Origin of the sequence: Infirmifilum sp. (genome assembly GCF_049970975.1) — an archaeon.
Classification (GTDB): Archaea; Thermoproteota; Thermoprotei; order Thermofilales; family Thermofilaceae; genus Thermofilum; species Thermofilum uzonense.
Genome location: NZ_JBMFLX010000014.1, coordinates 1 through 20708, shown reverse-complemented (window position 1 = coordinate 20708; position 20708 = coordinate 1). Strand labels below are relative to the sequence as shown.

General features: G+C 48.2%; 26 protein-coding genes and 1 tRNA gene. 15 read left to right on the top strand and 12 right to left on the bottom strand.

Going from position 1 to position 20708, the window contains the following annotated elements:
- Window positions 1-135: 135 nt before the first annotated feature.
- Both ACP5KC_RS03875 and albA read left to right on the top strand, forming a co-directional pair.
- Complete coding sequence (locus tag ACP5KC_RS03875) at window positions 136-1725, top strand: PINc/VapC family ATPase (protein WP_191118507.1); 1590 nt, start codon at window positions 136-138, stop codon at window positions 1723-1725.
- A gap of 100 nt (window positions 1726-1825) precedes the next feature.
- Entirely contained in the window at window positions 1826-2104 is a 279-nt protein-coding gene (gene albA / locus ACP5KC_RS03870; protein WP_052884551.1) for a DNA-binding protein Alba, read from the top strand.
- Between the two features lie 22 nt (window positions 2105-2126).
- Here the strand turns inward: albA and ACP5KC_RS03865 are convergent, their stop codons facing one another.
- From ACP5KC_RS03865 to ACP5KC_RS03855, 3 genes are read right to left on the bottom strand one after another with little or no spacing between them, the layout of a single operon-like run.
- Entirely contained in the window at window positions 2127-2564 is a 438-nt protein-coding gene (locus tag ACP5KC_RS03865; RefSeq protein WP_273433705.1) for a hypothetical protein, read from the bottom strand.
- Between the two features lie 34 nt (window positions 2565-2598).
- Entirely contained in the window at window positions 2599-2970 is a 372-nt protein-coding gene (locus tag ACP5KC_RS03860) for a cren protein (protein WP_424737871.1), read from the bottom strand.
- Window positions 2971-3360 (bottom strand): hypothetical protein, encoded by a 390-nt coding sequence (locus ACP5KC_RS03855; protein WP_052884554.1) that lies wholly within the window; start codon window positions 3358-3360, stop codon window positions 2971-2973. It lies immediately after the preceding gene.
- Window positions 3361-3428: 68 nt separating this feature from the next.
- On the opposite strand from ACP5KC_RS03855, the gene ACP5KC_RS03850 reads away from it, so the two are divergent.
- From ACP5KC_RS03850 to ACP5KC_RS03830, 5 genes are all read left to right on the top strand, one after another.
- Window positions 3429-4694 carry a hypothetical protein gene (locus ACP5KC_RS03850; RefSeq protein WP_236944941.1) on the top strand — a complete coding sequence of 422 codons (1266 nt, stop codon included), beginning with the start codon at window positions 3429-3431 and terminating at the stop codon, window positions 4692-4694.
- A gap of 56 nt (window positions 4695-4750) precedes the next feature.
- Window positions 4751-5377 carry a hypothetical protein gene (locus ACP5KC_RS03845; RefSeq protein ID WP_428286857.1) on the top strand — a complete coding sequence of 209 codons (627 nt, stop codon included), beginning with the start codon at window positions 4751-4753 and terminating at the stop codon, window positions 5375-5377.
- A gap of 4 nt (window positions 5378-5381) precedes the next feature.
- Entirely contained in the window at window positions 5382-5585 is a 204-nt protein-coding gene (locus ACP5KC_RS03840) for a hypothetical protein (RefSeq protein ID WP_191118508.1), read from the top strand.
- Window positions 5560-7962 (top strand): AAA family ATPase, encoded by a 2403-nt coding sequence (locus ACP5KC_RS03835; RefSeq protein ID WP_424740742.1) that lies wholly within the window; start codon window positions 5560-5562, stop codon window positions 7960-7962. The genes ACP5KC_RS03840 and ACP5KC_RS03835 overlap by 26 nt, the downstream gene beginning before the upstream one ends.
- 123 nt (window positions 7963-8085) lie before the next feature.
- A complete protein-coding gene (locus ACP5KC_RS03830) occupies window positions 8086-8232 on the top strand; it encodes a hypothetical protein (protein ID WP_191118510.1) in 147 nt (48 codons plus the stop codon).
- 62 nt (window positions 8233-8294) lie between these two features.
- On the opposite strand, the gene ACP5KC_RS03825 is transcribed toward ACP5KC_RS03830, so the two are convergent.
- Window positions 8295-8405: transfer RNA gene (locus tag ACP5KC_RS03825), tRNA-Arg, on the bottom strand.
- A 131-nt stretch (window positions 8406-8536) separates the two neighbouring features.
- On the opposite strand from ACP5KC_RS03825, the gene ACP5KC_RS03820 reads away from it, so the two are divergent.
- Genes ACP5KC_RS03820 through ACP5KC_RS03805 form a run of 4 tightly spaced genes read left to right on the top strand, consistent with a single transcriptional unit; the run spans window position 8537 to window position 11405 of the window.
- The gene (locus ACP5KC_RS03820; RefSeq protein ID WP_428286856.1) at window positions 8537-9088 is read left to right on the top strand and encodes a hypothetical protein; all 552 of its coding nucleotides are present in this window, start codon (window positions 8537-8539) and stop codon (window positions 9086-9088) included.
- A gap of 21 nt (window positions 9089-9109) precedes the next feature.
- Window positions 9110-9355: a KEOPS complex subunit Pcc1 gene (locus tag ACP5KC_RS03815; protein ID WP_273433093.1), complete on the top strand. Its 246-nt coding sequence runs from the start codon at window positions 9110-9112 to the stop codon at window positions 9353-9355.
- 52 nt (window positions 9356-9407) lie between these two features.
- Window positions 9408-10520, top strand: coding sequence for an ATPase domain-containing protein (locus ACP5KC_RS03810; RefSeq protein ID WP_424737861.1), 1113 nt, complete (start codon window positions 9408-9410; stop codon window positions 10518-10520).
- Between the two features lie 45 nt (window positions 10521-10565).
- Complete coding sequence (locus ACP5KC_RS03805) at window positions 10566-11405, top strand: NAD(+)/NADH kinase (RefSeq protein ID WP_273433095.1); 840 nt, start codon at window positions 10566-10568, stop codon at window positions 11403-11405.
- Here the strand turns inward: ACP5KC_RS03805 and ACP5KC_RS03800 are convergent.
- From ACP5KC_RS03800 to prf1, 4 genes are all read right to left on the bottom strand, one after another.
- Window positions 11402-12001, bottom strand: coding sequence for a DUF2067 family protein (locus ACP5KC_RS03800; RefSeq protein ID WP_273433096.1), 600 nt, complete (start codon window positions 11999-12001; stop codon window positions 11402-11404). The genes ACP5KC_RS03805 and ACP5KC_RS03800 overlap by 4 nt on opposite strands.
- Window positions 12002-12004: 3 nt before the next feature.
- A complete protein-coding gene (locus ACP5KC_RS03795) occupies window positions 12005-12568 on the bottom strand; it encodes an exosome complex RNA-binding protein Csl4 (protein ID WP_052884562.1) in 564 nt (187 codons plus the stop codon).
- Window positions 12569-12612: 44 nt separating this feature from the next.
- Window positions 12613-13233 (bottom strand): METTL5 family protein, encoded by a 621-nt coding sequence (locus ACP5KC_RS03790; RefSeq protein ID WP_052884563.1) that lies wholly within the window; start codon window positions 13231-13233, stop codon window positions 12613-12615.
- A 69-nt stretch (window positions 13234-13302) separates the two neighbouring features.
- Window positions 13303-14547, bottom strand: coding sequence for a peptide chain release factor aRF-1 (prf1, locus tag ACP5KC_RS03785; protein ID WP_424737855.1), 1245 nt, complete (start codon window positions 14545-14547; stop codon window positions 13303-13305).
- Window positions 14548-14619: 72 nt separating this feature from the next.
- Between prf1 and pyrH the strand changes: the two genes are divergently transcribed.
- Complete coding sequence (gene pyrH, locus ACP5KC_RS03780; protein ID WP_424737853.1) at window positions 14620-15306, top strand: UMP kinase; 687 nt, start codon at window positions 14620-14622, stop codon at window positions 15304-15306.
- Here pyrH and sucD read toward each other — a convergent pair.
- The 3 genes from sucD to ACP5KC_RS03765 are packed head-to-tail and all read right to left on the bottom strand — an operon-like array spanning window position 15290 to window position 18238.
- The gene (gene sucD / locus ACP5KC_RS03775) at window positions 15290-16162 is read right to left on the bottom strand and encodes a succinate--CoA ligase subunit alpha (RefSeq protein WP_052884568.1); all 873 of its coding nucleotides are present in this window, start codon (window positions 16160-16162) and stop codon (window positions 15290-15292) included. The two genes, pyrH and sucD, sit on opposite strands and share 17 nt — an antisense overlap.
- A 1-nt stretch (window position 16163) precedes the next feature.
- Entirely contained in the window at window positions 16164-17282 is a 1119-nt protein-coding gene (locus ACP5KC_RS03770) for a succinate--CoA ligase subunit beta (RefSeq protein ID WP_273433099.1), read from the bottom strand.
- Window positions 17283-17338: 56 nt separating this feature from the next.
- The gene (locus tag ACP5KC_RS03765; RefSeq protein WP_428286855.1) at window positions 17339-18238 is read right to left on the bottom strand and encodes a hypothetical protein; all 900 of its coding nucleotides are present in this window, start codon (window positions 18236-18238) and stop codon (window positions 17339-17341) included.
- Between the two features lie 56 nt (window positions 18239-18294).
- Here ACP5KC_RS03765 and ACP5KC_RS03760 point away from each other — a divergent pair, with 56 nt between their 5' ends.
- A complete protein-coding gene (locus ACP5KC_RS03760; protein ID WP_273433101.1) occupies window positions 18295-19563 on the top strand; it encodes an MBL fold metallo-hydrolase in 1269 nt (422 codons plus the stop codon).
- A 16-nt stretch (window positions 19564-19579) separates the two neighbouring features.
- Here the strand turns inward: ACP5KC_RS03760 and hsp20 are convergent, their stop codons facing one another.
- Window positions 19580-20089, bottom strand: coding sequence for an archaeal heat shock protein Hsp20 (hsp20, locus tag ACP5KC_RS03755; protein ID WP_052884572.1), 510 nt, complete (start codon window positions 20087-20089; stop codon window positions 19580-19582).
- Window positions 20090-20194: 105 nt separating this feature from the next.
- Here hsp20 and ACP5KC_RS03750 point away from each other — a divergent pair, with 105 nt between their 5' ends.
- The gene (locus ACP5KC_RS03750; protein WP_273433102.1) at window positions 20195-20518 is read left to right on the top strand and encodes a hypothetical protein; all 324 of its coding nucleotides are present in this window, start codon (window positions 20195-20197) and stop codon (window positions 20516-20518) included.
- 12 nt (window positions 20519-20530) lie between these two features.
- The gene (locus ACP5KC_RS03745; protein WP_052884574.1) at window positions 20531-20689 is read left to right on the top strand and encodes a 30S ribosomal protein S27ae; all 159 of its coding nucleotides are present in this window, start codon (window positions 20531-20533) and stop codon (window positions 20687-20689) included.
- Window positions 20690-20708: the final 19 nt, after the last annotated feature.

Here is a 20708-nt window from a genome sequence, read left to right as displayed (position 1 = left end):
TTTCCAGTAGAAACTGAGGGGTGGCATTCTTCCTGTAAAAAGTCTACGAGAATTGACGGTAGATCATTGACCCTGGATCGAGGTTGTGCGAAACCTTTAAAAATCGATTAGTGTAGCTGGAATCGAGTAAAAGTAATGAGTATAGACGAGAAGATATACATACCTGATACTTCCGCTATATTAAGCGGGGTTCTACGGGAAGCCCTTAAAGAGGGCACGGTAGCTGGGCGTATCATCCTGCATGTAAGCCTCATTAACTATTTTGAGGAGCTTGCGCGGAAGGGTGCGAGTAGTGGACTCTCTGGCTTAAGGGAGCTTAGCCTGCTACGCGAGACTATTGAGTCAATGCAGGAGCTTGTGGAGCTTGAATATGCATACGATATGCCGCAGGCCCTGAGGGGGGTTCGTGAAGCTAACCCTGATATAATTTCGCGTCTTGTAGCGTATGAGCACGGGGGGATCTTGGTAACATGCGATGATGTCTCAGCTAAGGCAGCTAGGGCTCTTGGCATCGAGGTTCTCTACATTCCGACAAGAGGTCGTGACAAGTTCATACTCGAAGAGCTTTTCGACCATGATATAATGTCGGTTCACTTGAAGGAGGGGGCACGACCCTATGCAAAGAAGGGGGTACCTGGCAAGTGGAGCTTTGTTGAGCTACGCGAGGAGCCGCTAACTCGAGAGGAGCTCGAAGACTATGTGAGGCAGATCTTTGAGAGAGTTAGGAATGAGAGCCAGACAGGGTTCATCGAGTACGAAGGCGTCGGTGTCGTGATAATACAGCTGGACACCTATCGAATCGTCATAACAAAGCCACCTTTCTCGGATGGCATAGAGATAACCGCGGTCAGGCCGGTAGCCAAGTTAAGACTTGAAGACTACAACCTTCCGAAAAAACTCATTGACAGACTTGAGAAGCAAGCCGAGGGCATTCTTGTCGCGGGCGCGCCCGGTATGGGTAAAACGACCTTCGCGCAGGCCCTGGCCGAGTACTATCACAGGAAGGGTAAAGTCGTCAAGACCATAGAGTCCCCTAGAGACATGCACCTGCCACCAGAAATCACACAGTACTCGAAGTCACACGCGACATCCGAGGAAATACATGACGTTTTGCTTCTATCGAGGCCCGACTACACTTTCTACGACGAAATGAGGGACACTCGGGACTTTCAGATCTACGCAGATTTAAGGCTTGCAGGCGTAGGTATGGTTGGAGTAGTTCACGCTACGAGTCCAATAGACGCGGTACAGAGGTTCATAGGCAGAGTGGAGCTCGGCATGATACCCTCGATAGTTGACACTGTAATCTACATAAAGAACGGACAGGTCGAGAAAGTCTACTCGCTCGAGACCGTGGTAAAGATACCACATGGCTTAAAGGAAGAGGACCTAGCGCGACCTGTAGTCGTTGTCAGGGACTTTATGACGGGAGACCCCGAGTACGAGCTTTATGTCTTCGGCGAGAGGACCTTCGTGGTTCCCGTCAGGCGGGGACCAGCGAGGGTGAGCGTGGAGGACTATAAGATGAGGTCAGCGCTTGAAAGGACGCTGAGCAAGATGCTTGGAGACGGGGGCTTCGAGGTAACCGTTGATCCCAACACGTCTATGGTTGTGATTCAAGTATCCGCCGAGTACTACAACTACCTCACTGGCAAGCCGCGCAGGAAGCTTGAGAGAATAGTTAGGAGGTACGGCTACGGTCTAGAGCTTAAACCTTCATTTTAGAGCCCCGAGTCTTGGTCCCGTAGGAAGGTCTATCTCACAGGTATGCGTAACCTTTATTAGGCCAACCAATATAATGCGTTTCGCTAAAACGGTGAAATAAATGAGCGCAGCAGAAGGAAGCGTACTGATAGGGAACAAAAACGTAATGAACTACGTCTTAGCAACAGTAATTCAATTCAACCAAGGAGCGAAAAGGGTTTCAATCAAGGCTAGAGGCCGTGCAATCTCCCGCGCAGTAGACGTTGCCGAGATCGTTAAGAGCAGATTCCTCAAGGGCGAAGTCGACGTTGAGACAATCAAGATTGGAAGTGAGCAGGTCGGCGAGGCTGACAAGAAGCGAACAATCTCTACAATAGAGATCGTGCTAGCGAGGAAATAATCGCTAGCCCTGTTTTCTTTTCTTAGACTTTTTCAAGTATTTTCTCAATAAGTCTATCCAACCGTTTACTCTCAGCGAGAACTCTCTGACTCTCCTCCAGGACTCTTGAAAGCATTGAACGGAGCAGGGGGTTTAAGCTTCCAGCTTGAATCTTTCTAAGTTTCTCGACACTCGCCTCGAGATCGGTTACTCGAGCGATATACCCATAAACAACCCTCGTTACCTCGTCACGTTGAAAGAATTGATACAGTTGAAGTTTTGATCCTAGGTCCCGGAGCGAGAATTCAAGCTGTAAAAGTAGGAGGTACGTTGCAGCAGCCCTCTCAGGCGTGGCCTCCTCGCCATCCTCTAAAAGCTTAATACTCGAACTGAAGGCCTTTGCAATACTACTGAATATTAGATATGAGTAGATCAGATTCCCGCTTGGTAAAACGCGGGGCCGGCTCTCTTGTTTATCCATCCTTAATTAGATTTTGAGATATTTATAAGACGGATTACCCGAGTAGTGGGATAATTTTCTGCAGTAAGGGAGTGTCAGGCTGAATGTTTATTATGGGAAGCGCCATGAAACCAGGCCGCGTCCCCTTTGACACTTCAACCGTTTCGCCGGCTTCATCGGACTTAAACAATACGTAATTTCCTGGTAGTTCTTTGTCAAACTCAATGTAATAGAACATTGGGAGGCCGTATAGCTTGTAGTAGTCACGGAATACTATGAAGATCCCGTAGTAGTGTTTTGAGGCAGCAGTGAAGTGTACAATATATGTCACGTGGCCAAGTGCGCTTGTACTGCCCGCTAGCCTGGCTAGATCGTTAAGCGTGGAGAGCTTTACAGGTATCATCGTCTCAATATCTTTGTCAGGCATCTAGCCTTCACCGGCCCGAACAGTAATTGAGAGTGTTATCGTGTCGTTTGTTTTAAGCGTTGATAATGCCTCAAGCCCCTCGGTTATCTCGCCAGCCTTATAGAAGCGGAACCTCGCTTCTGGGGGGCGGCTCAAGACTATGGCAAGCGAGCCAGCCGCGGGAGCCAGTAGTATATCGCCTGGCTTGAAGTCAGTGTATATGCTGCCCTCGTTTACCAGTTTTAATGGTAGGTTTATTATAAGGTAGCCGCTCATCGCGATAACGCTTGTGAGAGTCTTGCCGAGTTTTTTAATCGCGTCGAAGTTGAGGGGTACAAGTTGTCTACGTATTTCTCCTCTAGCGATGGTTGAGCCGAACTTTTTTATCTCTATCTCTAATACTTCGCTCACGGGCTTTTGTGGAACACGTATTTATTTAAGCGTTTATAGTGGGTAAGGCTAGGGTGACTGTTTTGTCGGTGGCGACGTATAAACAAAGGTATGCTTACGGTGAGGACTACGGTACAAGCCAGTTCAAGTTCGGTCCCATTGGAGAAAAACCGATTGTTATAGAGAACCGTGGGCTCTTCCTAGGCGAATCCAGGACACTATTAAAAATTTATGGAATCGAGAAGGAAGTCGTCGTAGGTCCCGACGTCGTAAAGTATCTTGGAAGCATAGAGGATGTCTCACGCCACCTTGTCTACCCGATGCGCGACGGGCTAATAGACAAGAATGATGGGCGCTCTTGGAGAATTATAGAGGAGCTCACGAGGTATGGCTTTCTAGTTTCAAGACCCCAGACACGCGACTTCGACGGCTTTTATGTGACAGCCGCGCTCAGCGCGATTGCGCCGGACTACATGTATGAACGACTATTCGAGATACATGCAAAGATCGATAAGGAGGAGCGCAGCGTAAAAGCTGTAACTGTAATCCCTCAGCCCCTTGCGGTAGCGATCGCAGAGAAGTCTGTCACATGTGTTGTTGTTGAGAGTGGACACGGGAATACTCAAATCACGCCGATATCAGCCTACCCTATTCGAAACGCCATCGTGGCTCTTAACCGTGGCGGAGCCGAGGCCGATGCCATAGCTGCGGAGATATTGAAGGATCTAGGCTTCGGCGACAGGGTTCGTGAAGAAAAATTTGTTCGATTGTTTAAGGAGGCGGTCGGCCTCGTGCCCAGAAACCTTGACGCGGCCATAAAGGCTGCCCGGCAGAACCCCGAGAGATTTGCTGTGGCCTTCAAGATACCCGGGACAACTATTGAGGTAAACCTTGAGAGGAATGGCTGGATGAGATTTCTAATTGGAGAGGTTATCTTCAACCCAGAACACGAGGTCTTTGAAAGCTACTATAAGAGGGGGATGCCCAGGCCAAGGGACACTGTGATGGGAGAATTCGTGGTGCGTGGGACACTCCCATTAGTGAATGCGATACAAGAGGCTTTAAGCAGGGTGTCCATAGAGCTTCTCCCCAGGCTGTACAACGACATCATACTCAGTGGGGGTAATTTCTCATGGAGGGTGCCTAAAGGGCTGGAAGATGTAGCTGTTGACAGTGCTGAGAAAATCAGGCTTGGGCTTGCAGAGCTAGGGATAGACTCAAGGGTTCACATCGTAGCTGACCCGCTGTACTCGGTATGGAAGGGTGCCATAGTTTACAGCATAGCGCTCCCCGAGGACGTTGAGTGGGACTGGAGGAGTCGTGAGGGGTGGTATAAGCGTGGGGTTCACTACTAAAGGGGGTTGTACGAAATTCTTTTAGGTTATATCGTGTTCATGTATTGTAATCGATAATGGGGGTTGAGTCGAAAGAGGCTACTCTTAGCCGTGAAGACTTGATGTATGTTGATTATATTAAAAAGTTCATAGTAGATGTGAAGAGGGGTAGAGTGGACAGGGTTTCTGCACGTGACAATACTATCGAGATAATTGGCGTAGACTCGACGGGGGCTCGCCTCGCCGTACGTCTGATATCTTCTAGAATTCCGATAAGTTACGTAAACACCGAGGTAACACATGAAGCTCATGAAGCAGAGGAGATTGACGCAGACTACGTTTATCTCGCGATACCCTCCAAGAAGCTCATATACATAGCGAAACGCACACGTGAAATTCTCAAGGAGAAAGGCGTTGGGCTTATAGAGGTCTATGCTCATGGAGACACTGTCGAAGTAATGTCTTCAAGCTTGAGAATCCAGAAGCCTGTTCAACCTAAAAGCCCCGTCGTTGAAAGGATCATACAGCCGAGACTCTCAGAGGAGGTGCGGTTACCTGCTAATCCGAGCTCAGAGCGTCCAGAGATGCCTTCAGAGAACATAGCCAGGCCTTCTACGGTTGATTCTGAGGAGAAGATACCGGATTTCGTCAAGGACAATCCGTGGCTGAGTGTTTTGAGTAGGCGTAAAGCAGGCGGTGGTTGAAGCAATGTCTGTCAGGCATATGGGTAAGGGATTAGAGGAGAGCATTCGAGAGGAGTTAAAGGAATTGCTTGGCGACGATCAGGAGGCTTTAAGCATCGCTTTAAGCTTGCTTGAAAGATATGTTCAGGAGGGGTCAAGAGGCGTACGAAGACGAATAGCCGAGCTTTTAGAGGCTGGGAACATTGAAAGCGAAGCTACGGAGGCTTGAAGTCAACTGTTTCAGAGGATTTAGAAGTCAAAGGATATTTGAATTTCCCGACGGTGTAACAGTTGTCGTAGGTCCCGTGGGATCCGGGAAGTCTAGCATACTTTCCGCAATTCAGTTCGCATTATATGGTTTCGACTTTAACACCGCGATGAATCTCTATCAGCGCGAGAGCCTTATAAACGTTGAATGTGAGAGAGCCGAGGTTCAGCTAACCCTTGAGGTTCCAGGGGATGGATTGTACCAGGTAGGTAGGAGCCTTGATAGAAGCGGGGGCAGGCTACGCGAAACAGTATTTCTAAAAACACCCCAAGGTGATGTTGTAAACGGATCAGTGGAAGTTGAAGCAATAATCGAGGAGCTTCTAGGGCTAGACTTTCAGGAGTTTATACGTTCCGTTTCGCTTGGATATGTTCTCGTGCATATGTTGGCCTATGGGCGTCAGGCCTCAAGGAGTAGGGCCCTCGACATTCTTCTAGGGATTAGGTCCATAAGGGCTTTCTACGAGTCCCTCAATCCCAGAAGGATTAAGAAAGAAGTTGATGAGCTACGCAGAAATCTTGAAGACCTGAGAAGAGAGTACAGTGAGACAGAGGAAAATTACTCTCGTGTCAAAACAAGGAAACGAGAGCTTGAATCAAAGAAAAGTGAGCTTCAAAAACGGCTATCCGACATTCAGGGTCAGCTTAAACAACTTGAGGAGCCTGTAAGAAACTATTTAGACCTAAGCCGTAAAATCGAGGACAATAAAAACTACGCTAACAGGCTCAGAGAGAAAATCAAACACTCACCCTCTGAACTAGACCCCTACAGGATAATGGAAGAAGTGGAGTATGTCAAACGTGAGTTGCGGGACGTTTTCGAGAAGCTCGTGGTTTCACAGGATTACTTCAATACTCTCGAAAAAGTACAGGTTTCGAGTGAAAATCTCCACCAAACAGTTGCATTACTGGAAAAGCTGCTGGACGATGCTTGGAGGAGGTATGACAGGGTCTGGGAGGCTTTCCAGAGCTCGGTTAACGAGCTCGAGCAGAGGAGAGGCGAGCTGAGAGGACTGGAAAAACTGCTTGTCGAGCTCGAGCCGATTATATCCGAGTACGAGGAGGCTGAGGAGAGGCTACAAGAGCTGGAAGCTAAGTATGGGACACAAGAAAAGCTGGAGAAAGAGTTTAAGAAAATTGAGGAGGAACTTCGCGAAAATATGAAAAAACTACAACAGCTGAAGAGCATCCAGCAGCTTAAACAGTCCCTGGCCGAGAGTGCCCTACGCCGGACTAGCGTAACCTGTCCAGTTTGTGGCTCCCAAATTGATTCCTCGATTATAGACGAGTTAAGGAGCGAGTTAAGCCAAATCGCAAAACAAGTACTAGATTACGAGAAGAAAATACAGGAAAACGAGAAAAGGCTCAAAGAGCTACGCGCTCTACTTGAGGATATAAGAGGGCTAAAAGTCACACTTGTTAGCCGTGAGCCCGACTATGACAGGTATAGAGATTTTATTCAGAGGAAAGAGGATCTAGAAGAGGAGATAAGAGAGGACGAGTTAGTGATAAAAGGCAAAGAACACGAATATAGGAGTATCTCCGCCGTCCTGACGAGTTTAGATGAAAAGATAGGTGATCTAAAAAGAAAATTAAACGAGTATTCATTAAGCCTCGAGATTCTGAAGACCGAGAAGGAAATTGCTGAGCTTGAAGAACAAAGGAAAGAGTTAGAACCCTACTTTACCCAGTACACGAAACTGAAAGAAGAGGAAAAACAGGCAACCGACGCATTAACAAAAGTCGAGGCAGAGCTCAGCGCGCTGGAAGAATCTTACGTTGAACAGCACCTCGAAGAACTTAGCAGGGAAATCTCCGGACTCGAATCCAAGATATCAAACCTTGAAAACCTTTACGTCAAGCTAGAAAAAGTGAGAAACACCGTTAGACAAATTCTCGATAAGCAACGGCGCGAAAAGATTGAAGCTCTGAACAGGAGAATAAATGAAATTATAAGAAAAGTTTACCCATCGGAGAGCATCCGCTCCGTAGAGCTGGAAATAATTGAAAAATACACTAGAAAGGGGGCTCCACCGGCAAGCTACTATGACATATATGTGAATACAGGTAGTGGTAGATACAAGTTTAACGAGCTGTTAAGCGACGGTCAGAAAACAATAGTAATACTCTCAGTACTCCTCGCTATATACTCGCAGACCAGACACAAAGCTGGATTCATAATGCTAGACGAACCACTACCTAACGTTGACGATGAGATAAAGCTGGCTTTCCTTACAACCCTCGCCGAGAGTGAGGACATACCACAGGTCATAGTTACGACGCAGGCTGAAGAGCTGACAACCAAGGTAACCGGTATAAACATAATAAGGCTTAGATAGCACCCGCAGGTTTTTAAACTCGAATTTAAAGTATGGATGGGATGATGAAGATACTTATTATGCGATGTATGAGCGTGCGAGCAGCCACTGACTCAAACCTCAAATACTCAGAGGTGATTGTTAGTGACACGCTGGATTCTGAAGTGTGAAAGCTGCGGGAATGAAAAAATACTGGATGTGGGCTTCAACCTTTACGAGTTTAAAAAGATATACATCTATTGTCCCAAGTGCAAGTCAAACACCTTTCACAGTATAGTGAGACATGATTAACCTCGCAACCAGCGCTTATGTTTCTCAAAATTTATGTTCAAAACACGAAGCTAGAATATGAGCGGGCCCGCCGGGATTTGAACCCGGGACCTGCGGCTGGCTTCGCGCCAGCACATAGAACTGCGGCGCTCCTAGAGCGTGGCCGCCGCGCTTCCTGACTGCGCTACGGGCCCTCGTGAAGCTTAGGTGGGGGGTAAGATAAATTTTTTCTCGTTACAAGGAGTATGCTAAGGTTGAGACGAGAGTAGAGTAATGATAAGTACATATAAGGATTTTCAAAGAACCTGATTTAGAGTGACTCTTTGTGATTCTAGTTACAACGACTCGACATGCAACTCCACCCGTAAGGAGGCTTGCAAAGGAGCTAGCATGGGTACTAGGATACGCAAGGAGGATAAACAGGGGTAAAATGAGCATGAATGAGGTAGCTCTACTAGCACAAAGCATGAAAGCGTCGCGTGTAATTATTGTAGGTCGCGGGCTTCACGGAAACCCGGCAGGTGTTTCATTCCTTAAGATCAGCGATGACGGGACCAGCGAACAGATTCTAAGTTTAAGACTTAGAGGAGTAGTTTTCTCTCGAGTGAGGAACAGACCTAAAACTCCTGAGACAAAGTTACCAGTGGTATCCATAGGCTCAAGCGAAGAGTACGGAGAGGACATTGCGTTAGCATTCGACACAGTATACCTGGGCAGATACTCGCTGGAAGACTTGAGGAGCTTCACATCTTACTCGCGTGTAATCGCAGTGGAAAGAGTGGAATCTAAAGGCATTACATTGGTTTTAAAGTTCCTGGAGATGGGGGAGCCTATCGGGCCGAAGCTCCTGGTGAGAAAGATAAAAACCTATTTTTAACGAATTTCGCGAGGATTGGATATGAAGCACCACGCATATAAGGGGTGCATATACGTTTATGGCAATGACTCGCTCGTCAACGTTTTCAAGGCATTACAGCCAGAAACACTTGGGACTAGAAGGTATAAGTCGAAATCTTCTGTAAAATACGAGGGGGAAATGCTTCAGGTGTGTATAGAAGCTGAACGTCTCTCCTCTTTTAGAGCGGCCTTCAACACTTTTCTAAGGCTTTTATCGATGATAGTCGAATTAGAAACGCCAGATTGAAAAACATACATATATATTCTAGGTTTTCTAAAAACTAGAACAGTGATCTAGCGTGGCGAATGGGCTGAGAAAGCCGAGAACATGTAATAATTGCCCGCTATATATAGCCTCAAGGTCATACTGTCTCAAGCTAAAAACACAGGTTCCGGATCCACTACACCCTCCGTGCCTCTTTGGAGACACTCAAGCACCTCAGCCCCCCGTTCCTGAAGCAACGGCTGAACCCCCATCGACACCCGTCGCAATTCCGGTTGCTAATTCTCCAGTCGAACAGGTAGCCTATGCCACACCTGTAGCCAGAGCAGAGCCCGAGGAGCCAGTGGAAGACTACTATAATCCCTCTCCAGAATACACAGGATACGAGACAGGATCCCTGGTCTCGAATACAGGGCTCATGACACGCCGACTAGATCTTTTCGCACCGACCGGCGTACCGGGTCTCGACGAGATCCTCGCAGGAGGTTTCCTCCGAGGTAAAACGTACCTCGTAGCTGGTGAAGCAGGCTGTGGAAAAACGATCCTCTCAGTCCAGTTTCTAATACATGGCGCTCTTCAGGGCGAGCCCGGACTATACATAGCTATTGACGAGCCTACAAATCAGCTTTTAAGGGGGCTTAGGCTCTTCGGCTGGGATTTAGGCGACCTGATATCCTCGCGTAAGTTAATGTTCCTAGATATGAGAACACACTTTAGCAAGATATACATGCGTGAAGAAAGGAAACATATTGAACCTCGTTACATAATCGAGCAAATACTCAACGCCGCAAAAAGGATAAATGCGAAGAGGCTCGTTATAGACCCCATTGCGCCCCTAGTATACGGAGGCAGGGAGGAGGACGTTCTCTACGCTAGAGAGTTTCTAAGAGAAATGGTTTTTGCGATCGAGAAGACTGGAGAACTTACAACCGTAATGACGAGTGAAATACCCACCGGCAGCTCCAAGCTGAGCAGATTCGGGGTAGAAGAGTTTCTAGCATCTGGAATAATTGTCCTTGGAATCGAGGAGATATACGGTAACGTTGAGCGTATAATGTATATAAGGAAGGCCAGATGGGCCCCAGTAAAACCAAGCAAGTATGTCTTCGACATTGTATCGGGCAAAGGAATAGTTATAAGAGAACCGCTCAGCGAGTATCTCAAAAGAGTCACGAGGGCCCGGGCCTAGTCAAGATTTTTTTAAAACAACCAAGAATTTAATTCTAGAGCAGTTATGCGTGTATGGGTAAAGTCGAGCGGTATAGACTCTAATATACTTGACTGGGTGAAAAAGTTGGATTCTTTTCTCGAGAATAACGGAGTCGAGGTTTACGTAGATCCTGTTCTAGGGCACGTGTTAAGGAGGGAGGTTCTTCCTGAGTCAGAAGCTGAGCGTGCGGATTTTGCGATAATTTTGGGAGGTGATGGGGCTCTCTTACGCTCCGTCCAAAAGAGTAATGGCCGACTACCACCCGTAATCGGCTTCACCGTAATTGGTGTGGGTTTCTTCCTTTACTATAAAGTGGAAGACTACCCGAAAGTTCTAGCAAACATTTTTTCAGGAAAGTACGGGGTGGAAAGCGTAAGGCTTGGAGAATACGTCGCCGAGAGATTTAAGGGGGTTTTTCTCAACGAGTTATCTGTCTGGCCGCACACCGGCAGGCTAATCGAGTTCGAGGTTAGTGTGGGGGGTGAAAAACTCTACCATGCTAGATCAGACGGTATAATAGTAGCAACAGCGGCGGGAAGCACTGCGCATGCTCTCTCATATGGCTCACCAATAATAATGCCACCTGACACTCCCGTTCTCGAGGTTGTTTTTCCCGGCGTGCTCTCACCATTGATCAAACCCTTAATAACATATTCCCATGAAATAGAGCTTCAAGTTATGACGTTACCTGCTCTCATGTCAGTTGACGGGCAAAACACTACAAACCTTGAATATGCGAGCATTATACGCGTAAAGCCCTCAGACATGGCGCTTAAACTGGTCAAAGTCAGCGATTACATGAGATCCTTCAACGAAAGGATAAGACTAAGGCTTACAGATAGAGGTCTCTCACGGATAATCTAGGTTTTCTGGAAGATTATTCTTAGCGCCGTCTCATAATTGAGCTTGAGGGATATCCTTCCACGATCCTCCGTCAAGAATCCCTGTTCTGACAGCTGTCTGATCGCCTCCTCCGTAGGGAGGTTTTTTGTCAGCGAGTACAACGCTATTAGGCGGCGGGCTTGAGCAGTTGCCTTTATCTCGAGAAGCTCACCGTAAAGTTTTGAAAGCTTTTCAACCATTTTCGTGAGATGGTCCAGAGGGGCATTGGTACGCAGCTTATCTCTAACCGCCTCTGCCTTGTACCCCTGTATCCTCAGGGTAGTTATGAGAAGCGAAAGAGGAATAGGCTGCTCAAGTCTTGACAAGGAAAAAACGGTGGAAATATCATAGTCTTTCACAAGGCCATAAGCGTAAGGCCTTCTCTTCTGATTATACAGCTCTCTGATTTTACGAATAACCTGCTCAGAGTTCTCCGACTCAGGGACAAAAACTTTAACCTTGTTCGTCTTGAGCTCGCCTAGAAAACTCTTCCCAGGCAGAATTTTCTCAAGCATCTTGAGAAACTCCAATGCTTCCTCGGGAGACGAGAAGACAAGCGTAAAGGTGGTCCCCCTCAAAAACTAACCCCTCAGGGCGTACTTACTACTAGTCTTCCTCCGAGCCTTGGCCCTACAAGCTGGACAGACCAACCGTAGCCCCCTCAGCTTCATGGGAGTAAGGCACTTAGGGCACCGGGCAACCAAGACGCCGTACTCCCGTCCTTTAATCGATAACAGGTATGGTGGTCCCCCAGGTTCAGCTACATAGGCCCTAAGTATGTCCCCATAGCCTATGACGTCGTAGAGGCTTTTCACCCGTGATGAGGAGATGTTTGAAACCGTCAGTACTCCGGAGACAGGTGGCTGCAGCTCTGTTTTCTTATTTTCAACATAAAAGATCCTCACGTAAGCAACAGGGTCCCGGATGAACTCAACGCTCGCATACACTATGTCCTTCGGTGATAAGGGTAAAGCCGTACGTTTAACAGACTTTAACTCGAGGACACGGTGAATCATATCTAGTTGAGGGGTTCCTACAAGTTTAGCCTTCAAATACCCTCCATCAACATATACCCCGTACCCGGGAAGATACTCTTCTTCGACGCCTAGAGCATCTCCGGGTACAACTATGTCGCCCTCACTCATATTACCACCATAGTAATTTCTCGGGTATATATAATCAATCAGCTTTACACTCTCTCCAGGCGTATAACGACGACCGGAAAACAATGTCTTCTCTTCTTATGCCACTCGAACATCCACGGCAAACATATCTTCTCGCTGTAGACTTTCAATACTTTAAACCCCCAACCTATAGCATTCTCAACAACGTAATCAATACTTGATTCCTTGTGGATAGAGTAGACCACCCTCGCTACGCGAGAAGCGGTTCTCAAGAACGCCATGTCAGCCCCCCTCCTGTGAACCCCGAAAGGAGGGTTCTGTACGACCGTGTCGAATAAAAACCCTGAACGCAACGGGAGATTGTTTACGTCGGCAACAAGTGCGTCGAAGCGTATGTCAATACCGTAGTCCTTAACCCAAGTCCATGCCTGTCGGATACTCTCATCATCCACCTCGACAAGCACGACCTTATATGCGCCTAGAAGAGCAGCACCTATCCCAAGCCTTCCAGTACCCGCACCCAGGTCCGCGACAACCTTGTCAGCAATGTCCCCGAAGTGGTGTTCAGCTAGCCATAGAAGGGTTGCGGCTAGTGTTGATGGCGTAGCATACTGTTCCAGCTCAGCTTTTGGACTCGGGTGATGAGGCACCGTGTTAAGGACACGCTCCAACTCGCGCTTAAGCATTCATACACTAATAGAAGTCTCGGCCTTAATTATTGTTATAAATGACTCTTAATGACTGATCCGGTAAAGCTACCTTTGCAAGCGGTATCTTAGTATTGCCCCAATGCCTCCAAACGTTCTAAGGAACTCTTTCCCCTCACTTGACTGGTCTGAGATCAATATTACCTCGGCTCCCCCCTGCTCGGCCAGCTCGGCCAGCTCCTCGACAATGTCCTTGGCCTCTAGAATTTCCACTTCGCCCCCACACTTAGGACATTTAAGCAGCTGTATCTGGCTTTCACCCTGCACAGTAGTTGTAAACTCGTGCCTGCAAACCTTACAGGCTGCCTTGACGCGTGTCTTGTTAAGTGATTCCGAGATAAGCAGTTTTTCCACAGCGTTGTTCTTTAGGGCTTCTCGAACCTCCTCTTCACCATAGGTTATAAGCCCGTCGTCGCGTGAGAGGTGATACAGAAACTCATTAACAACTTCTCTCTCCCTCATAAACTGCACATCCTTTATAAGATCCTTAGCCCTCTCGAGGAGTTCATATACACCCGCAGCCCCTCCGTAGCCTGTGTCAAATATACCGATAATCTTGTTCTTTAACTCGTAGTGCAGGTAGTCCCCCTCCGCGAACTCGTTCTTGGAGAGGCCGGGTCCCCCGATTATAATCCCCTTCAACTCGTCCTTGATTGGTAAAAGTATCTTGTTAGCGTGCTCCCCAACTCTCTTATAAAACTCATGCACCAGTTGTTCACGGATTCGCTCAAAACGCCGAGCTGACTGTCCTCCGGCCCGGTGTTTTCCAGGTATCCCAGAGGTTAGTTCATCGACTATTTCAAGGCTTTTCCCCCGTAGGATGGCTATTGCTGCCTCATCCCTCTCGATAAGTATCAACGCATAAACATCTCTGACCTTAATCATGTCTTCAAGAATCTCTGTGTAGAACTTCGAGTCGCAACGGTAAAGCCACACCTTTAGCTTTTGCGGAGGCTCCAATACATAGACCTCCATCTTTTCGCGGCCAGGAACATCACTCGCCGTATATCCTGCAAACATGACAAGTCCGTTAGGAGGAGTTTCCCGGAACAGTTTAAGCCTGTTAATAATCGTTGCCAGTGCATCTAGCACGTGATGCCTCGTCGTCCTATCCTTAATGTTGGAGGCAGTAGCGTACTCATAGTTAAGCGTGTTCAAAACGTCAGCGATAGGTCTGCCGGCTGGGATATAGAGGGAGACGAGCTCAGTACCTCTCCCCTCTTTTTTCTTTAACTCTTCTATGAGCTTCTCAATCTTGTAGCGCTCGATCTCAACGTGAGTCTGCGTACTCATTATGAACCCCTTACGCGGTTAAACAAACCTAATAAGTTTTTATTACTTTTGAGCATTTGACAAGACGAGACGATGAAGAGGTTCGTTGTAAAGCTCGGGGGCAGCCTCTTATTCGACAATGATGGGTCGGTCAAGATAGACTTCGTGAAGAACACTCTTACAGTGCTTCGTGAAGCTGCTAAAGACGATACCAAGATAATCGTCGTCGTGGGGGGAGGAGTTACTGCCAGGAAGTACATACACCAAGCCCGCCCCTATGTAGAGAATGAGTCAGCCCTCGACCAGCTGGGTATACTCGCCTCGCGTCTAAACGCTGCCTTACTCCACTCAATATATTATAAGACGTTCCCCGTTATACCTAGCTCGCTAGAGGAATTAGCCAGGATTGTTGCGTCAGCGCTCCCGGTGATATTTATGGGGGGTCTCCAACCCGGACAATCGACAACAACGGTTTCAGCACTAGCTGCCGAGGCCACTGGCAGTCAACTCATAATCGCGACGGACGTTGAGGGGGTGTATACGGCAGACCCTAAGCGTGATCCCAGCGCCAAGCTCCTCAAAAGCGTGAGCATTGATTCCCTCATTGACATATTTTCAAAGGTTCAGAAGGCAGGAGAATACAGGCTGTTTGACTCACTCACGCTACAGATAATTAAGAGAGCCAAGATTCATACAAGAGTTCTAAAGGGCGACCCACCTGAAAACATAATAAGAGCCATTGAAGGCGAGGACATAGGGACTCTCATAGAGCCTGCTTGAGAAGCACAGGTATCTCTTCGAGGGTACGCGCAACCATTATCCCTGCACGCGTCAAAGCCTCAACCTTACTTTCATAAGTGCCTTGACGTCCATACACAATCGCACCAGCGTGACCCATCTTTTTTCCAGGCGGAGCGCTTCTCCCAGCTATAAAGGCAATTACGGGCTTCCTGTTCTCAGTTTTCGCGTAGAACTCCGCGAACTTCTCCTCCTTGTTTCCCCCAATCTCACCGATCAACACGATTGCCCTAGTGGCCTGGTCCCGCTGAAACAAGAGATACACGTCCTCAAAGGAAAGACCGGTTACAGGGTCACCCCCTATACCGATAGCAGTAGAAACACCAAAACCCTGCTTGGAAAGCTCAAGCGATACCTCGTAGGTAAGGGTCCCGCTCCTAGAAACCAGTCCAACCTGGCCTGGCTTAAAATATTCACCCGGCATTATGCCGACCTTAGCGTAGGGCGGAGTGATAACACCTGGTGTATTCGGTCCAACTATGGTAACATCACGGCTACGCGCATAGGAGACGAATTTAAGGGTCTCATGAACAGGTATATGCTCGGTGATTACGACTATCCTCTTGATCCCAGAGTCAACCGCCTCGTAGACTGCGTCCGGTGCAGCCGGCGCCGGCACAAAAATTATAGAAGTGTTTATCTCAGGATGATTCCTCACAGCCTCGTCGACACTATCGTATACAGGGATCCCGTGAACAGTCGACCCCCTCTTTCCAGGCGAGACTCCTGCGACGATACGGGTTCCATACTTTAACATCTCTTCAGTATGCATTGCTCCCTGACGACCTGTAATACCCTGTACCACTACAACGGTGTCAGGACCCACGATTACGCCCATGCTATCTCACCACCTCTTTAAGAGCCTCATGGAACTCACGATACGCGGGGATACCAGCCTCGCTGAGTATCCTGCGACCCTCCTCTTCTTTGAAGCCTGAAAGCCTGAAAACAACCTTGACATCGTTCCTCTTTGAATTCCTTAATGCCTCAAGTGCCCCTGTTGCTACCTCGTCGCAACGCGTTATGCCACCGAGAATATTTACTAGTATGCGCTTTACGCTTGACTTCTCTAAGACTATTCCTAGGGCTGTTTTAACTCTCTCGGAACTAGCTCCTCCCCCAAGATCGAGGAAAAGGCCGGGCTTGGCACCTAGAGATACAACTGCGTCAAGAGTCGCCATAGTGAGGCCAGCCCCGTTGCCGATCACCGCTGTGTCCCCGTTGAGCAGGACCAGCGAGAAGCCCGCCTTCTTGGCCACGGCTTCCTCGGGCTCGAGTTCGGCTTCGTAACGCTTCTTTATCTCAGAAAGAAGCGGGTTCATGTCGAGGGCATCATCATCTACAATGGCTTTGGAGTCTAGGGCGAATATTCCCTCCTCGGTCACGGCTAGAGGATTAAGCTCGAGCAGGTGGAGATTGTAATCCCAGAGCGTTGAGAACATGGCTCCCAGTATAACCTGTGCGGATTCATGCGGAATTCCGAGAAACGTTGCCGTACGCCGCACCATATACGCGCGTAGCCCCTCAAACGGGTCAATACGGATTCTAAGGAGCTCTCCCGAGGAAGCCTGGGACTCCACATCTATTCCACCTTCACGAGCCGCAAGCAATAGGATCCCGGGAGGACTGTATTCTATCATCATGGACAAGTAGAGTTCTCTCTGGACACTCATACGTTTGGAAACTATGACATATCTTACCGGCTTACCATTAAAGCTACGTGAAAGATACTCGTGGACTAATCGTCTAGCCTCCCCGGCGTTATCAGCGAAGCCTATAAGCCCTGCCTTTGCCCTCCCCCAGCCCCTAACCTGAGCCTTGACGACATAAGGGGGAGGAAAACTGTCAAGACATGACTCGAGGCTGTCAAGGTTTTCACTCGAGATTATACAGTGAGGCTCGACGGGGATTCCACGCTGTGAAATAATATTCTTTATCTCGAACTCGTACGGGATCACGAATTAATTACACAAGTAAATTTTAATATAATTTTAGCAGGTAACCCTGCTCCTTGCTATCGTAGCAGAGCATGAAGAATGTAGGAAGCGTTTAGCAAAGCTATAACAGACTTAGAGACCTCGACGTAATTCTTCAGTCCCAAGCTTACCTCAATAACCTTAGCAGGCCTCCCAGACAACTTCTCATAGAGAGTAGTTGTGATCTTTACTCCTCTACCCGCTGTAAACTTATCCTCATCGCTGCCCTCGACGCAGAGCATATCTTCGTCAAGCTGACTTGTGGCAAGCCCCGAAAGCTCAGCAAGCACGTTTGCATAGCTCTCAGAGACGATAAAGCACGACTCATCTGCATCACGACAGCTAAAATATAACGTTAGAAGAGGTTCCGGGAGATCCCTAAGTAGCACTTCCAGAGGAGATGTTAAAATCTCACTTCCCGGAACATTTAGCACCTTGACCGATCCATCTCGTCGTATACCCAAGATCAAATAATCCTTGTACTCTTTCGCGAGATGTTCACTAAGCTGGCCCACCTCATCCTCATCTGTGAATACCAGGACAACGTTTCCCAGAATAAAAACTGTTTGAGCTTCTGTGTCGAAAATGGGCTTGTATTGCTTTAGAAGAGACTCTCTAAACAAGTCATAGTCTACGAGCTCAACGCCAGTCATTATCCTTGAGAGAGTCTTGATCCCCCCGGCAATACTGGGAAAAACACAGGGGACGACGAACAGGTGTGTGTCGCCCGTAAACCTTAGCACTGCGTCAGCTATAACTTCCGTCGCACGTGGACACCCATAGAAATCACTCACTAGGAGGATGGGCGGATGATCCTGGGATCCGAACTCGAACATCTTTACGGTCTCCCCGAAAAAGTCCCTACTCTCACGAGTTTTGCTTGAGAGGGGCTCCAATGATTCATATACTTCGCGGCAAAGCATAGCCTGAACATCCAATAGATATCAAAAAGCTTTATTTTTGGTTTTTAAAATGCTTGACTGGGTATAATTTAATGAAAGTAAAACTCCTAGGAGCAGCTCAAGAGGTTGGGAGATCAGGGATACTCGTTGAGCTAGAGGACGGGAAGAAAATACTGCTAGACTATGGAGTCAGCCTTGAGGGTGAAGAACCACAGTTTCCCCTACCAGTCAAGCCGAGAGAGATAAACCTTGTCGCGGTCTCACATGCACATCTCGACCACAGCGGGGCAGTTCCATTGCTTTACATCTCGGGCTCACCCCAACTTCTAATGACGCCTCTAACTCTGAGCCTGTCCGACCTTCTAATAAGAGACTTCCTGAAACTCTCAAAGTACTATGTTCCCTACGAGTACGCAGAAGTGGAGAAGGCCATGGATAACGCCATACTGAAGGGATACAATGAGGAATACGATATAGACGGCATCACGATACGGCTATCAGACGCCGGCCATATCCCAGGGAGCTCAATGATAAGCATAGACACGGGAAGCTATACGATACTATACACCGGCGACTACGCGCTTCACGATACATGCCTCCTCCGCATGGGAAGCAAGTCAGAGTTCTCGAGGGCCGACCTGATCATAACCGAGTCAACCTACGCGGAGTATGATCACCCGCCCAGGGACTGGGTCGAAAGAGAATTTATAAACACTGTACGCGAAGTCGTAGAGAGCGGGGGGACAGTCCTAATACCTTCTTTCGCTGTTGGAAGGGCTCAAGAAATCTTATGTGTACTAGCTAAGTATGACTTCCCGCACAGAGTGTACGTTGACGGAATGGCAAGAGCCGCAAACGATCTGATCCTCGAAGATGCCTACCTGTTGAGAGATCCAGGGCTCTTCGAGAAGGCTGTGGATATGGCGCGGAAAATCAGAGACTGGAACGACCGCAAAAAAGCAGTCGAGGAGCCATCAGTTATAATCTCGCCCGCGGGCATGCTTCACGGCGGCCCTAGCGAGTGGTACATGGAGAAGATAATGGAGGCCGAGAAAAACGCCGTGGTCTTCGTCAGCTTTGCAATACCCCAGACTCCTGCAAGGCAAGTTCTCGAGACTGGGGTCTTCGCCTCCCCCACGAAGAAGGGAAACGTAAAGGCAAGGATAGAATGGTTCGACTTCTCTGCGCACTCTGGGAGAAGCGAGCTAATAGAGTCCATCATGATATCCAAGAATAGTGCCAAGTTCCTTCTAGTACACGGGGAGCCGGAGGCCGAGAAGACCATGGCTAAATATGTTGAGGAAAACGGCAGGATGGCTGTTGCCCCAAGCCTCGGAGAGGAAGTAGAAATAAAAATGTAATTTCAGGGGTCGACCTTTACTCGATCTTTATCTTTACTCCCCTCTCCTTTGCCTTCTTCTCCTTCTTCTCTACAGTTACTGTCAGAACGCCGTTCTTGTATTGTGCCTTCGCTGTGTCAGGCTTGATCGGCTCCTTGAAGGCAACCTCCTTGTAGTATTTCCGCTCGCCAGTCGTGGAAACTACAAGCGAGTTCTCAGTCGCCTCGATGTTGATTTCTTCTTTCTCGACGCCGGGGAGATCCATGATTACACGGTAATGGTCTCCCTCGTCAAATATGTCGGTGAAAGGCTCAATACTCTCCTTAACAACAGGCCGCACAGGACCGGGGCGGATATTACCCCACTCACGCACCTTAGGCACCCCGTCTGGTCCAATCTCGACTGAGAACCCGTAGTAGTATGGGCCTATCACTCGTGTCCTTCCCCCTTCTCCGATGAAGGGCTCCCGAACCATTTCCTCGAACATTTTGTCGAATTCCTCCATTAGCTTTCTAACACGCCTAAACCACTGGTCAAAATCCTCCATGTGGATCACCGGTTCTTAAATCCGTGGAGGCTGGATAAATATCTTTACTGCTCGACAAGCAAGAAAATATTTAAAAGAGTAAAAGCATTGCCGGAAAAGGAGAGTATGTCTCAAGGCGACATAAAGGTCATTAAGGATAGGTTCAACAAGCTGATACCCAGACAGGAGATTATCGTGGAGATAAACCATTTCGGCTCAGGAACCCCTAGCAGACAACAGATAGCTGAGAGAGTTAAAGACGCACTGGCCATCCCAGCAAACAAAGTCGTCGTGGTGCGAAAAGCCGTGACAGCCTATGGTTCCTACGTGACACGGGCACTACTCCACGTCTATGACTCGATCGAGAGGGCAAAGGCATTCGAGCCAAAATACATCCTCAAGAGGAATGGGCTAGTCCAGGAACAGCAGGCTACCCAGCAGACACAATAGGGGTGAGCAGAGGTGGCCGAGATAAACAAGCTATACGAGTACGACTACAAGACTGGCACAATCAAGCTAAAAAACAAGAAGTGTCCCAGATGCGGCTCCATAATGGCCCATCATAAGAAGCCCGTAGAGCGCTGGGCCTGCGGCAAGTGCGGCTACACCGAGTTTGTATAACTACGCCGGCCTGCGCCAC

Bases quoted from the DNA above. Each gene is read 5' to 3' on its own strand.
- ACP5KC_RS03875 (WP_191118507.1), top strand. From the start codon at position 136: ATGAGTATAGACGAGAAGATATACATACCTGATACTTCCGCTATATTA.
- albA (WP_052884551.1), top strand. From the start codon at position 1,826: ATGAGCGCAGCAGAAGGAAGCGTACTGATAGGGAACAAAAACGTAATG.
- ACP5KC_RS03865 (WP_273433705.1), bottom strand. From the start codon at position 2,564: ATGGATAAACAAGAGAGCCGGCCCCGCGTTTTACCAAGCGGGAATCTG.
- ACP5KC_RS03860 (WP_424737871.1), bottom strand. From the start codon at position 2,970: ATGCCTGACAAAGATATTGAGACGATGATACCTGTAAAGCTCTCCACG.
- ACP5KC_RS03845 (WP_428286857.1), top strand. From the start codon at position 4,751: ATGGGGGTTGAGTCGAAAGAGGCTACTCTTAGCCGTGAAGACTTGATG.
- ACP5KC_RS03840 (WP_191118508.1), top strand. From the start codon at position 5,382: ATGTCTGTCAGGCATATGGGTAAGGGATTAGAGGAGAGCATTCGAGAG.
- ACP5KC_RS03815 (WP_273433093.1), top strand. From the start codon at position 9,110: ATGAAGCACCACGCATATAAGGGGTGCATATACGTTTATGGCAATGAC.
- ACP5KC_RS03805 (WP_273433095.1), top strand. From the start codon at position 10,566: ATGCGTGTATGGGTAAAGTCGAGCGGTATAGACTCTAATATACTTGAC.
- ACP5KC_RS03795 (WP_052884562.1), bottom strand. From the start codon at position 12,568: ATGAGTGAGGGCGACATAGTTGTACCCGGAGATGCTCTAGGCGTCGAA.
- ACP5KC_RS03790 (WP_052884563.1), bottom strand. From the start codon at position 13,233: ATGCTTAAGCGCGAGTTGGAGCGTGTCCTTAACACGGTGCCTCATCAC.
- prf1 (WP_424737855.1), bottom strand. From the start codon at position 14,547: ATGAGTACGCAGACTCACGTTGAGATCGAGCGCTACAAGATTGAGAAG.
- pyrH (WP_424737853.1), top strand. From the start codon at position 14,620: ATGAAGAGGTTCGTTGTAAAGCTCGGGGGCAGCCTCTTATTCGACAAT.
- sucD (WP_052884568.1), bottom strand. From the start codon at position 16,162: ATGGGCGTAATCGTGGGTCCTGACACCGTTGTAGTGGTACAGGGTATT.
- ACP5KC_RS03760 (WP_273433101.1), top strand. From the start codon at position 18,295: ATGAAAGTAAAACTCCTAGGAGCAGCTCAAGAGGTTGGGAGATCAGGG.
- hsp20 (WP_052884572.1), bottom strand. From the start codon at position 20,089: ATGGAGGATTTTGACCAGTGGTTTAGGCGTGTTAGAAAGCTAATGGAG.
- ACP5KC_RS03750 (WP_273433102.1), top strand. From the start codon at position 20,195: ATGTCTCAAGGCGACATAAAGGTCATTAAGGATAGGTTCAACAAGCTG.